General features: G+C 49.2%; 15 protein-coding genes. 11 read left to right on the top strand and 4 right to left on the bottom strand.

All coding sequences use genetic code 11. The features are described from left to right. The 9 genes from P8P30_10665 to P8P30_10625 form a co-directional block, all read left to right on the top strand. A partial coding sequence (locus tag P8P30_10665) for an IS1595 family transposase (GenBank protein MDG1288002.1) occupies nt 1-104 on the top strand: 104 nt, incomplete at its 5' end. An 875-nt stretch (nt 105-979) separates the two neighbouring features. Next, the gene (gene mraZ, locus P8P30_10660) at nt 980-1,447 is read left to right on the top strand and encodes a division/cell wall cluster transcriptional repressor MraZ (GenBank protein MDG1288001.1); all 468 of its coding nucleotides are present in this window, start codon (nt 980-982) and stop codon (nt 1,445-1,447) included. Further along, a complete protein-coding gene (locus tag P8P30_10655) occupies nt 1,444-1,611 on the top strand; it encodes a hypothetical protein (protein ID MDG1288000.1) in 168 nt (55 codons plus the stop codon). Before mraZ ends, P8P30_10655 begins: the two co-directional genes overlap by 4 nt. Continuing rightward, nucleotides 1,611-2,555, top strand: a complete 945-nt coding sequence (gene rsmH, locus P8P30_10650; GenBank protein ID MDG1287999.1) for a 16S rRNA (cytosine(1402)-N(4))-methyltransferase RsmH — start codon at nt 1,611-1,613, stop codon at nt 2,553-2,555. The genes P8P30_10655 and rsmH overlap by 1 nt, the downstream gene beginning before the upstream one ends. Continuing rightward, nucleotides 2,552-2,887: a hypothetical protein gene (locus tag P8P30_10645; protein MDG1287998.1), complete on the top strand. Its 336-nt coding sequence runs from the start codon at nt 2,552-2,554 to the stop codon at nt 2,885-2,887. The genes rsmH and P8P30_10645 overlap by 4 nt, the downstream gene beginning before the upstream one ends. Further along, nucleotides 2,887-4,608, top strand: a complete 1,722-nt coding sequence (locus P8P30_10640; protein ID MDG1287997.1) for a penicillin-binding protein 2 — start codon at nt 2,887-2,889, stop codon at nt 4,606-4,608. Before P8P30_10645 ends, P8P30_10640 begins: the two co-directional genes overlap by 1 nt. A gap of 77 nt (nt 4,609-4,685) precedes the next feature. Next, nucleotides 4,686-5,648 (top strand): NAD(P)H-quinone oxidoreductase, encoded by a 963-nt coding sequence (locus P8P30_10635; GenBank protein MDG1287996.1) that lies wholly within the window; start codon nt 4,686-4,688, stop codon nt 5,646-5,648. A gap of 24 nt (nt 5,649-5,672) precedes the next feature. After that, on the top strand, nt 5,673-6,236 hold the full coding sequence (locus P8P30_10630) for a DUF1013 domain-containing protein (protein MDG1287995.1): 564 nt from the start codon (nt 5,673-5,675) through the stop codon (nt 6,234-6,236). 251 nt (nt 6,237-6,487) lie between these two features. Beyond that, nucleotides 6,488-7,279: a prepilin-type N-terminal cleavage/methylation domain-containing protein gene (locus tag P8P30_10625; GenBank protein ID MDG1287994.1), complete on the top strand. Its 792-nt coding sequence runs from the start codon at nt 6,488-6,490 to the stop codon at nt 7,277-7,279. Between the two features lie 54 nt (nt 7,280-7,333). On the opposite strand, the gene P8P30_10620 is transcribed toward P8P30_10625, so the two are convergent. Continuing rightward, nucleotides 7,334-8,608 carry a bifunctional folylpolyglutamate synthase/dihydrofolate synthase gene (locus P8P30_10620; GenBank protein MDG1287993.1) on the bottom strand — a complete coding sequence of 425 codons (1,275 nt, stop codon included), beginning with the start codon at nt 8,606-8,608 and terminating at the stop codon, nt 7,334-7,336. Between the two features lie 98 nt (nt 8,609-8,706). Between P8P30_10620 and rpmB the strand changes: the two genes are divergently transcribed. Beyond that, nucleotides 8,707-9,006 (top strand): 50S ribosomal protein L28, encoded by a 300-nt coding sequence (rpmB, locus tag P8P30_10615; protein MDG1287992.1) that lies wholly within the window; start codon nt 8,707-8,709, stop codon nt 9,004-9,006. 73 nt (nt 9,007-9,079) lie between these two features. Here rpmB and P8P30_10610 read toward each other — a convergent pair whose 3' ends face one another. The 3 genes from P8P30_10610 to P8P30_10600 all read right to left on the bottom strand — a co-directional run bounded on the left by P8P30_10610 (nt 9,080) and on the right by P8P30_10600 (nt 10,259). Then, nucleotides 9,080-9,256 (bottom strand): hypothetical protein, encoded by a 177-nt coding sequence (locus P8P30_10610; protein ID MDG1287991.1) that lies wholly within the window; start codon nt 9,254-9,256, stop codon nt 9,080-9,082. Between the two features lie 82 nt (nt 9,257-9,338). Next, nucleotides 9,339-9,563 (bottom strand): hypothetical protein, encoded by a 225-nt coding sequence (locus P8P30_10605; GenBank protein ID MDG1287990.1) that lies wholly within the window; start codon nt 9,561-9,563, stop codon nt 9,339-9,341. Between the two features lie 126 nt (nt 9,564-9,689). Then, nucleotides 9,690-10,259, bottom strand: a complete 570-nt coding sequence (locus P8P30_10600) for a hypothetical protein (protein MDG1287989.1) — start codon at nt 10,257-10,259, stop codon at nt 9,690-9,692. Between the two features lie 278 nt (nt 10,260-10,537). Here P8P30_10600 and P8P30_10595 point away from each other — a divergent pair, with 278 nt between their 5' ends. After that, nucleotides 10,538-12,751: a PAS domain-containing sensor histidine kinase gene (locus P8P30_10595; GenBank protein MDG1287988.1), complete on the top strand. Its 2,214-nt coding sequence runs from the start codon at nt 10,538-10,540 to the stop codon at nt 12,749-12,751. Nucleotides 12,752-12,789: the final 38 nt, after the last annotated feature.

Raw genomic sequence — 12,789 nt, 5'->3', positions numbered from 1 at the left:
AGCATTTTAATCTGTTCTTGAAAGAATGTGAGTGGAGGTTTAATATGGGCACACCAAGTGACTTACTGGCAGACCTGAAAAAGTTGCTCAAAGAATATTATTAGGTGTCAGCCCCTAAACTTAAGTCATGATTAGACCAAAAATCTTGTTGTTGTTTGCCCTAGCCGGCGCAACCTCATTCAAAGCTGCCTACTGCCTCATCTACACCGGATGGTTAAATTTATACAGCTCAGGCTCCAACAGCGCTGCCATAATTGGCACAGTCGCTGGAATCGTACTTTGCTTCTTTTACGAAGCCTCCAAAGAAACCAGAAAGTCTTGAACGGTCTTTCGGTTTTTACTAAAAAACACAAAAAGCCGAAGCCGAAAAATCTCAAATGATTTCTCGGCTTTTGCCGTTTTTACGCCCTTAGCTCCTCATCACTTTATGCGAGCAATGACAGATCAAATATTCAAAAAACCACTTCCCTACTACATATAGCGGTCGCGACCTCACTTACCCACAAGAGAGATTGATTGATAAAAGTCACAGTCAAATTGAGTTACCTATACTTATCCACAATCTTATCCACTTTCTTTAAAAGCGTGTCTTTTTCGCAACAAATCGTTAATTCGGGTATTTTTCTGCTTGCGTATCCCATGTAACGATTGACCACACCCATCAATTCTGGTTAATTTCCCATAACAGCCCATGAAATCCCATGGAAAACCAAAAGGCCCATAAGAGGCTACTTGTCAGGGGAAACCGACATGAGGATTTGGGGGCACGAGAAGACGGTACAAGGTTGGGGAATCTTAAAACCGCAAAACATAGACGGGGCTTGCTGAATCTATTCAGACAGCCCCGTCGAACACTAACTTCGGATTAGATCGATTTCGGTCGATCTAATCCGAGTCTTATTTAAACAACCCCATCAGAGGGTGAAGATATGGCCAGAGTCTTTCTGGCTATGAGCAGGGAGTTAAGATTTTAAAAAGTATGGCGTTGTTTCTATCGACCTTTACAAATAAAATTGACAAGAAGGGGCGTGTATCCATTCCTGCACCCTTCCGCTCGGCTCTCGCAGACCAAGAATTTCACGGCATTATCGCTTACGGCTCTTTCATCAATCCTTGCATTGAAGCCTGCGGATATGACCGTATCGCCAAACTCTCCGCTAATATTGAAACACTCGACCCGTTCTCTGAAGAACGCGACGCCTTCGCGACCACTATTCTCGGTGGCAGCTCGCAAATTTCCTTTGATGGTGAAGGCCGCGTGCTTTTACCAGAAACACTTATTGCAGATGCAGGCCTAACCGATCACGCGCTGTTCGTCGGTAAAGGCGAAACCTTTGAGATATGGGAACCAAAAGCCTTTGAAGCTTACGCTGAACAAGCACGCAAGCTCGCACGCGCACAACGCCTGAAACTTCGTGCCGAAAGCATGAAAGGCGGCGACGCATGATGATGGTGACGCTAAATTGCGATTGGACAAGCCCTGAAGAAGAAACCAGTGACTCTGAGATTGAGCGCGGATTTCGGGGCGCCAGCGCCGTGATCGGCACCGAATGGAAACCGATCTGCCCCGCCAATGACAACCTACCCGCTTGGCTTGAGGTTTACGGCTGATGGAGCAAAACGCACCTCACATTCCTGTTATGTTACCTGAGGTGCTGGAGACTCTAGCCCCCGTAAATGACGAAATCTATGTAGATGCCACGTTTGGCGCCGGTGGGTATAGCCGCGCGATATTAGAAGCCGCCGAATGTAAACTCTACGCGATTGACCGCGATCCGGATGTGAATGGATTTGCTGAAAAGCTTCAACAAGACTTTCCAGATCGCTTTATCTTCCTCGCCGGAAGCTTTTCAGAAATGACCGAACTCCTCGCCGCACATGGCGTCACCAAAGTCGATGGCATCGTCATGGATTTAGGCGTGTCGTCGATGCAGATAGACCAAGCTGAACGTGGATTCAGCTTCATGCGCGATGGCGCACTCGATATGCGTCAGAGCCAGCAGGGCCAATCGGCGGCTGATGCGGTGAATTCGATGGAAGCCGATGAACTTGCCAATATTCTTTATAAATACGGCGAAGAAAAGAAGTCTCGCCGTATTGCTCGCGCGATAATCGCCGCTCGCGAAGAAGCGCCGATTGAAACAACGCTACAATTAGCTGAAATTATCGCCAAAGCTGCGCCGAAGGGGAAACAAAAAATCCACCCTGCCACACGCAGCTTTCAGGCGCTCCGCATTTACGTCAACCGCGAGTTGGAAGAATTGGAAACGGCGCTAGCCTCCTCCAAACACCTCCTAAACAGCGGCGGACGACTCGTAGTCGTAAGCTTCCATTCGCTGGAAGATCGCATTGCGAAACACTTTTTCACAACTTGCTCTCGTGAAAACCTTGGGGGGTCACGGCATTTGCCGGTGGCAGAAGAAGTGGCCCCTCCACTTTTCACCATGCCCTATCGAAAGAAGGCCGTGGCAGCAAGTACCGAAGAATCCGCCATTAACGCACGTTCGCGTTCGGCAAAATTACGCATAGGCATTCGCACCGAGGAAGCAGCATGAGAAAACGCACAATGGCATTATGGTTCGGCGTCATCATCGCCTCAGCTTACGGCTTGTATGAAGTGAAATGGCAAGTCCGCGAATTGCGCGATCAAAATCTATTGGTCGAAGCAGACATGATTAAAGAGCAACGTGCGCTTGAAGTGTTGGCCGCCGAATGGGCTTACCTCACCCGCCCTGATCGTCTGGAGAAACTCGCACGCAAGCATCTCCCTAAGCTAACGCCCGGCAATGGCACACAAGTCGCAGAGATTCAGGAATTTCCACCACAGCCCGTTTTAATGGAGCAAGGTAACGAAGCGTTAACTTATTCATCTTACTCCATAGAGTAATGACCCGACATAGCACCTCATCCATTCCCGTCCACCGCATGCAGCGCGATAGCGCCAGCAAGCGCTCGCTGGACCAATGCCGAACCCGCCTTGTTTTCATCGCGGGCTTATTGCTGATGTGCTACGCGCTATTAGCCGTTCGCATTATCGATGTCTCACTATTGCAGCCCAATAATAACCGTAACCAGATGATGGCCAATAACGGCCTCACTCCGGTGAAAAAAGTAAACACAGTCACGCGCGGCAGCATTTATGACCGCAACGGTGAACTGCTCGCCGTATCCCTACCCTCGCAAACGCTTTACGCAAAACCGCGCATCATTGACCGTTTCGGCGCAAAAGAGGCAGCGGAAAAACTCGCTCATATCTTCCCAGACCTCGACCGAAAAAAGATTCTCAAAAAGCTCAACCCCAAACGCAGCTTCGTTTATCTCAAACGCCACATCACGCCATCACAAATGGAAGCGGTGAACGCACTCGGCATTCCTGGCTTAGAATTTGAAGAAGCCATGCGCCGCGTTTACCCACACGGAAATTCCTTCAGCCACACGGTTGGCTTTACCAATGTCGATGGCGAGGGCCTCTCCGCGATTGAAAAGAAATTCGATAAAAGCTTAAGCGAAAAAGGCGAAGATCTCACCCTCTCCATGGATGCCCGCTTACAGCACATCCTGCGCGACGAGCTACGCTCCGGCATGGAAGAGTTCAAAGCCATTGGCGGCGTCGGCGTAGTCATGGATATCACCAATGGCGAGATTATGGCACTCTCCAGCCTGCCCGATTTCGACCCGAACGAGCCGAAAAAAGCTACAGCCGACGCTCGCTTCAACCGCGCCGCAACGGGGGTGTATGAAATGGGATCTACCTTTAAAACCTTCACCACTGCGATGGCACTTCACCATAAAACCGCCAAAATATTTGACCGCTACGATGTTACGAAGCCGATTAAAATCGCCAAATATACCATCCGCGATAGCCATCCTGAAAATCGGTGGCTGACAGTTCCGGAGATTTTCATGCTCTCTTCCAATATTGGTACCGTGAAAATGGTGATGGATGTTGGCAAAAAACGCCAACAAGATTTCCTAAAACAACTCGGCCTATTCGAGCGTGTGCCGATTGAGCTGCCCGAAGTCGCAATGCCGCTCATCCCTAAAACATGGCGCGACATTAACATGATGACGATCTCCTACGGTCACGGCATCTCCGTCACGCCGCTGCACTTGATACAAAGTATCGGCACCTTGCTGGGCGATGGCAAAAAGCTTTCCCCCACCCTCATCAAAGACGCGCATAACGAAGAGACCAAAACACGCCCAACCGTAATCGCGCAAGAGACCACCGACCAGCTACGCAAACTCATGCGTCTCGTCGTCGAACACGGCACCGCGCGTAAAGCCAACGCCGTGGGTTACCGCGTTGGCGGAAAAACTGGTACGGCGGAAAAAGTCAAAAACGGCAATTACCGCGATAAAGATAAACTCGCATCCTTCGTTGGCGTCTTCCCCACTGAAGCCCCACGCTACGTGATCCTCGCCATGCTAGACGAACCGCGCGGCAATAAAAGCACCTACGGCTATGCCACCGGCGGCTGGGTCGCGGCCCCCATCGTCAAACGCATCATCGAGAAAATGGCCCCCCTCTACGGCATCCGCCCTATATTTGAGTTGCCAGCCGAAGGCACCGCTAAAGGCGCAAAGGTGCAAGCGATTTCGTTCTAGCAGTTAGCTTCACTCCCTCCTGAGGGGGAGTGAAAATAGATTATGACAATTAAAGAGGTGGCAGCTACACTCACCCCATGTTCGGAATTCGTATTGAAAATGAAACGCTGGTTTATGATGATCAGCTAGAGCAACTGGTACCGCGTGCCGGTGAAGTGCTTATTAAGGTGGCTTATACGGCTATCAACCGTGCGGATTTATTTCAAATGCAAGGCAGCTATCCGGCACCTGAAGGCGCATCGCCTCTACCCGGCTTAGAGGTAAGCGGTACGATCGCCGCGCTCGGCGAAGGCGTATCGAACTATAATATCGACGACGAAGTTTGCGCTTTATTAGAAGGCGGCGGTTATGCCCAATATACACGAGTCGCCGCAACTCAAACCTTTCCTATCCCCAAAGGCTGGAACTTGCGTGAAGCCGGCGCATTACCCGAAGGCCTCTTTACGATATGGCTCGCCCTCTTTCATACCGCCCATGTAACAGCAGGTGAAACGGTTCTCATCCATGGTGGCGCGAGTGGTATTGGCAGCCTAGCCTCACAAATGGTTGCAGCAGCGGGGGCAACTGCGATCACCACTGCTAGTAGCGCAGAAAAGTGCCAATTTAGCGAAACGTATGGCGCGGCAAAATCATACTCCTATAAAGAAAGCGACTTTGTGGAGGCCCTCAAAACCCATCATGGCGGCGTAGATGTCGTACTTGATATGATCGGTGGCGATTATTTTCAAAAAAACCTCAAATGCCTAAAGCGCGGCGGGCGAATGGTTTCGATTGCCTTCTTACGAGGTGCAAAGGCGGAACTTAATATGGCGCCATTACTGCTCAAACAAATTAGCTGGCACGGGCTCACCCTACGTAGTCGCAGTACAAAAGAGAAAGCAATTCTCGCTCAAGAAATTCGCGAACATTGCTGGGATTGGCTGGAGAATCGACAGGTAATTCCCGCTATCGATAGCGAATATCCACTCTCACAGGCCGGAAAAGCGATAAAAAAGATAGAACAAAACTTGAATCTTGGGAAAATCCTACTAAAAGCATAGCTCCTAACAAACTCTGAGGATGCTATGACCCTGCCTATTATGCCGAAAGCCACTGCCGTATGGTTAGTTGATAACACTGCCCTAAGCTTTGAGCAAATCGCCGATTTCTGCGGTATGCATCCATTAGAAATTAAAGGGATCGCCGATGGTGAAGTCGCCACCGGTATTATCGGTGCAGACCCAATCGCCGCCGGTCAGCTGAAAAAAGAACAAATTGAAAATGCAGAAGAAGATAGCAAAGTTTCGCTAACTCTCGCTAAAAATGCTCAGCAATATATGAAGAAGAAACTCAAAGGCGCTCGTTATACGCCAGTGGCTCGCCGTGCAGATAAGCCCGATGCGATTGCGTGGATTCTTAAAAACCACCCAGAACTTCCTGATAGTAAAACCGTTAAACTCGTTGGTACCACGAAAAATACGATTACCGCTATTCGCGAACGCTCGCACTGGAATACGAATAACCTTCGTCCACGTGACCCTGTCCTGCTTGGACTCTGCACGCAAACTCATCTTGATGATGCGATCAGAAAAGCCGGTGGAAAAATTGATGGCGAAGACGATTCTGATAGCACAGCAGCAACGGCTTAACTCGTTTAACGGTAAGTTTTACCAGAATTTTATCACCTGATTGATGCCTTTTAAAGTACCATTTCGGGAATTTAAGCTCCATATGCGTGAAATCGCCCAGTGCATTTTTGTCGCATTTTTGTTACATTTCAGCACTTTATAGTACTTATTTACATAGTCACTGATTTTTAAGAGTTTTTTAACTCTTTATGACTTAAAGTGTATGAGTATTATATTTTATGCGCATGAAGCGTTAGGAAAGGCATTCTATTATGAAAAACAATCGAAACACCCATCAGAAAAGCGGTTTTACGCTCGTCGAGCTAGCAATCGTTATTGTGATTATTGGTCTTATTATCGGCGGTGTGCTGGTAGGACAAGACATGATCAAGTCCGCTGAAGTTCGCGCAACGATCGGCCAATGGGAAAGCACTAACGCGGCGACAAACACGTTCCGCGATAAATACGGTTATATCCCAGGCGATATCAACCAAACACGTGCCACAGATTATGGTTTTTACGTCCGTACGGGTGTTGCCGCTGTTGGTAACGGCGATGGTAATGGGCTCCTTGATGGCTGCGCACTCGGTGCAGGAACCGTTCAGGGCTGTGAAACCGTGCTATACTGGCGTGATTTGAACGATGCTGAAATGATCGATGGCTGGTTCCAAGCAGCAACCGAAGTCGTTGCAGCCAGCTTGACTGCAGATGCCCTGCCACTTTACTTCCCTGAAGCAAAACTCGGTCGTGGTAACTATTGGGTTGCTTATTCTGCTGGGGGCCGTAACTGGTTCACTGTCACGGGCGCAACAGGAACTGCAGCAACCGGTATACTCGCTTCTGCAAATTCACTCACTCCGTTTGAAGCGTTCAACATTGACCGTAAAGTAGATGATTCTCGTCCACTTCAAGGTGGTGTCCGCGCGATGGAAGGCGTACTCATCAATGTACCAGCCGCTGCAGGTGCAGCAACCTGCGTATTCACGGGTGGTCTTGCTTATAATCAAACAACAGAAGTCCTTGCAGATTCACCACTCTGCCAAGTACGCCTACGCATGATGTAATCATCATAGGTTAAATAAAAAAGAGAGACCGGTCAGTTTGGCCGGTCTCTTTTTTTATGCGGTGACTTCTAAATGTAGGTAGAGCGAACCGAACACGAGGATGCGCGCCGGCACATCACCAGACATCGCTTTCACCTCTTCAATCGCCATCTGAACGCTCTCAGCCTGCATCAACGACATTCCCACATCATCGGTCTGATCCAAGATCTCTTGCGGCGTGTAGCAGCTTGGCTCCGCCGCAACAGGAACAGCGATTATTTCTTCCGCCAATTGCGCGAGTGGCTGCAACATCGAAACGATCTGCTTACCACGCGTGGTACCAAAGATAATATAGAGCGGCTTATCCGACCATTCATCTTCCGCCAGTACGGAAAGCATATGGCCGGCAGCCATATTATGCCCACCATCAAACCATAGCTCCCAATCGTCAGGTAATGCCTTATGATTGATTGACTCTAAACGCCCAGGCCATTGCACCCATTTAAGGCCTGCTGCGATATGATCGCCCATCACCTCAAACTCATCAAGCGCAGAGAGTGCCGCAATCGCACAGCCGGCATTAATCAATTGGTGCGGCCCCTTTAGGGCAGGCTCTGGTAAAGGAATCTGCCCGTGCCCATCGGCAAATACAAACCCTTCAAGTGCTTTTTGAACGGCCCAGTGTTTTCCGTAAACCACCGCCGGAGATTTATGAATCTCAGCAGATTTTTCCAACAGTTCCATCACTTCAGGTGACTGGAAACCAAACACGACGGGGCATTCATCCTTAATAATACCCGCCTTATGCGAGGTAATATGCTCGATCGTATCGCCGAGATATTCCATATGGTCTTGCGAAATCGTTGTAATGATCGAAAGGCGCACTTCATCCAACACATTGGTCGGATCATCCTGACCGCCCATACCTGTTTCTAACAATAAAATATCAGCCGGTGTTTGGCTAAATAACATAAAGGCGGCCGCTGTTGTCCCTTCAAAGAAACTAATCGGCTGTTCGGCATTCGCGGAACGGCAGGCTTCTAACGCATGAAAGAGTGCCTTCTTATCAACCGGCTGGCTCGCCACGGTAATACGCTCGGAGAATGATTTAATGTGCGGCGAGGTATAAGCATGCACGCTATAGCCTGCTGCCTCTAATATGGCACGCAGGAAGGCAATGGTGGAACCCTTGCCGTTCGTACCGGCCACATGCACTACAGGCGGCAATTGATGATGCGGATTCGCCAATTCTTCGAGCAAACGATGCATTCGCTCAAGTGGTTCTCCGGGCAGATTCCCCCAACTAGCAGTGGGCCAATGGGGCATTTGAATTTCGAAATGTGATGTCATAAGAAGCGACTAACTAAAGAATATGCAAGCAAATGTCAAAAACCCTTGACGTGCGCCTGATTTTTCCCTAATCATCCCGCTCCAACCAAGAGGATATTATGGCTAGACGTTGCACACTAACAGGTAAAAACCCGCAAAGCGGTAATAACGTATCACATTCACAGCGCAAAACGCGTCGTCGTTTTCTGCCGAATGTACAGAATGTAACCCTACGTTCTGATATCCTGCAACAAGGTGTTTCGTTGAAAGTCACCGCTTCTACCATTCGCACGGTTGAGCATAATGGTGGACTGGATAGCTACTTACTAACGACTTCAAGCCGTAAATTGACGGACGAAGCGATCAAGCTAAAACGCAAAATCCAAAAAGCAGCCGTCGCACAACAAGCTTCCGCTTAGTTTCTTTCTTCCTTATCTTTTCTAATAGCGCCGTCTTTCGCATGGCCACCCCTTACTTATGTCTAAATGACATTCAGAGGCCTTTGCGATCTTTCCACCAATCTCCTATTATAATAAATAGGAGGATAAGAGGTGCGCCCAAAACACAGAAAACACCAAAAGTATAAATCACCGCCAGGCTCAGCACCTCCCACATCAAATAAGCAATAAAGGCAACGCCCCAGCACAGGCGTTTAAAATGTTTTTTCATGAGCAACTCCCTTTCAATGAAGGGGACGCAGCTAAAAGCCGGATGCGATCAAGACCCCCAGCTAGCCAAAGGTGCATGGTATTTAGGCAAGCCCTGAACATTCCCACGCCATCCGGCCAATACCGGATTTACGGGCGTAAGCATCTATCAGCGCGCCGAACCATGTTTGACCGCTAGCTATGGAGGGGTTGCTCGCCCCCACAGAGGGGACTGACCCGCTGCCGAACCAAATTACCACAAACAACCACAGGGTGCAAGATAGGTAGATCCAACAAAAGCACGCGCGTGTGGCAATGGGAAAACTCACAGTCTGACTCCAACCCCTGCAACAGACGCAAGACGGCCTCCTTAAACTGAACTTAAAACGAAAGGGCCTCCCACCTGCTTATAGCAAATAGGAGGTCAAACACGGTTAGTAAAAGTAAACTTTTACCTAGTGAAGAAGAATTTCCACCTTGTGTTTTTGACGAATCAACTCAATCGTAAGCCCTAATTCACGGAAACTTTTCGGCAACTCGTAAGTCTCGGCACTTATGGTTTTACCCTTGCGACTAGTATTCACTACTATTCCGCGTTCGGAAATTTGTAGTGTAAACCCGTCTCGGCTCGATTTTTTAGTCGATGCCTCGTAGAACAAACCTCCATCATAGACGTTAGTGCTGTTCCAGTCTGCACCTACCACCGAAAACCTAGGTGAAGTAACCGTGAAGGTCACTTCACCGAAGCTAGTTTCCCGAGTTTGGATTCCCAGCACGACAGAGTCCCGACTTAGACTAATGAAAGTACCACCCATGGTGATAAAAAACTTTCTTAGTCCGAACCCTGTGTGTTGGTATTCGTGAGAGTACCAACCTTCGTCGGTTAGTACACTATCGGGAAGTTGCAGGGTAATTCCCTTGTCGCAGCCCCAGAAAAGTTGTGAGAACTCTGCGCCTTTAGGTAATTCCTGCGCGCTTAGTGACAGGGTAAAGAAGCTGATTGATACAATGAATAAGAATTTCATATTAAGGTAATTAAGAATAAAAAAGAACCGCATTTACATGATCGCAGGCCGCAGTTAAAAAGCCTTATTTTTCATTCTACCTATTCAAAAAGCGAAATCGCTATACCAATGTGCTGAAGCGAAAAAAGTAAGTGGTTCGCGAGCGAAAGGAAGAAGAATAATGCAGACGGGCTGCCAACCGCACGGGTGAGTGACAATGAACGAAGAAAACTCCCCTTTACCCCTCCCCCATCCGCATTCCACTGGATTCGCGCACTTTAATTGCTAGTCTAAAATTCATGGTATCTTCCCTTACCTTGCCAGCGACGCAAAAAACCACACGCTTACTCACGTGGTTATTGACGTTCGCCGTTTTGGGTTCGGGTGTGGCGACTTTCTACACGGTCACCAGTGGCGACACGCCCTTAGGCCCTGATCCACAAGCCATTATGCGGCTTATTTTAGGCAACCTGCTCTTTTTTGCTTTCCTACTCTTACTGGTCGTCCATCGGGTGCTCAGCCTATGGCGCACCGTCAGAAACAGCGCTGGCAGCGCGAAACTCCAGAAGCGCATCTTACTGATGTTCTCTGGCCTGACGATTTTGCCCGCGCTTGTGGTCTCACTTTTCGCCGTACTCCTCTTCCATTTAGGCATCCAAAGCTGGTTCAACCAGCGAGTCAGCATCGCGCTGGAAGAATCTGTCATGGTGGCACAATCTTATTTGACGGAGCATAAATCCATCCTACGCGCCGATGCATTGGGCCTATCGAGCGATCTCGACCAACATTTACTACACGTCGTTGGCAGCAATACATCGCTTCTGACCAAAGCCCTTAACCGTCAGGCGGAGCTTCGCTCGCTAACGGAAGGCATGATCATTCAAAACAATCAAATCGTGGCACAAACATCTCTGAGCTTTGCCCTCGCCTTTGAACGTATTGAAGATGATAAACGCATGCTCGCCGCACAAGGCGAGCCGGTGATATGGGTTGAAGGCGAGGATCGTATCCGTGCACTCATCAAATTAAGCGCCCTGCCCGATGCCTATCTGGTCGTGGGTCGCTTAGTCGATGATCGCGTGCTCAACCATATGGATAATGCGACCGGCGCCGTCGCCGAATATCGCCGCATGCGCGAGAAGGTCTCCTTATTACAGCTGCAATTCTCCACTGTTTTTGGCCTGCTTGTCTTGCTGCTTTTACTACTCTCTATTTGGTATGGGATGCAATTTGCCTCACGCCTCGTCGTGCCCGTTGCCCGCCTCATCCGCGCCGCTGAACGGGTGCGTGACGGCGATTATGAAGTCAAAGTGCCGATCGGCGCCCGCGAAGATGAAATCGCCACCCTCATCCGCTCCTTTAACCGAATGACGGGCGAGTTAGAACGCAAACATGGCCAGCTCGAAGATGCTAACCGCCAAGTGGATGGCAGCCGTCGCTTCTCCGAGACCGTACTGGCCGGAATCTCTGCCGGCGTGATCGCAGTAGATAAACATAAGAACATTACGCTGCATAATGGTGCCGCTGCTGAAATCCTCTATCGCGACCGGGGAACCGATATGAGCTTGAAGAATATCTTCAGCGTATTCCCGGAGCTTAAAGGAAGCTTCAGCGAACTTGTCGAAAAACCGAAAGAGATTCTCACCAAGCAACTTAAAATTGAACGTGAAGGCGTCAACCATCACCTTGTCATGCATTTAGCCGCCGAGATCGTTGATGGAGAGCTACAAGGCTACATTATTACCTTTGATGATATGACGGCACTCGTCGCCGCGCAGCGTAGCGCGGCCTGGGCAGATGTCGCACGCCGTGTCGCTCATGAAATTAAGAACCCGCTCACGCCGATTCAGCTTTCTGCCGAGCGCTTACGTCGCAAATATAGCCCGCAAATCACCGAAGATCTAGCATCCTACCAACGCTATACGGATACGATCATCCGCCATGTCGGCGATATTGGGCGGATGGTTGAAGAATTCGTGGGCTTTGCCCGTATGCCCGATCCTGTTTTCACTCCTGAGAATTTAGAAACCCTTTTAAATAAAGTGATCTTCTCGGAAAAAACCGCACATCCTTCCATTGGCTACACGCTCGATAGCACTGCAGTGAATACGAACCTGCCCGCCGATGAACGCCAAATTACACGTGCCTTCACGAATCTGCTCAAAAATGCTGCCGAAGCAATTGAAGAAGTCGAAAAACGCGCCACTGAACAGCACCAAGATGGAACCACGCGTACGGTTCGTCCCGAAATTCATGTCTCATTATCAGGCGACTCTTCGTCGAAAATCATCGTGCACATCGAAGATAACGGCCCCGGATTCCCGCCAGAATTATTGGAGCGCATCATGGAACCTTATGTTACTTCGAAGGAAAAGGGGTCTGGCCTTGGACTGGCCATTGTGAATAAGATTATGGAAGATCATGGCGCCGAGATGTACCTCGGCAACCGTACAGATGAGGGTGCTGAAGTTATTCTCACATTTACGGTTGATGGTGGCAAAAATGTGACGTAAGATGAATTCAATAAGTCACACAAAGTGACACAATAATA

The sequence above is a fragment of the Rickettsiales bacterium genome (genome assembly GCA_029252805.1).
In the GTDB taxonomy this organism is placed as follows: Bacteria; Pseudomonadota; Alphaproteobacteria; order Rickettsiales; family JALZUV01; genus JALZUV01.
The sequence above is the reverse complement of the archived record's forward strand: the minus strand, read 5'-3'. Positions and strand labels throughout refer to the sequence as shown.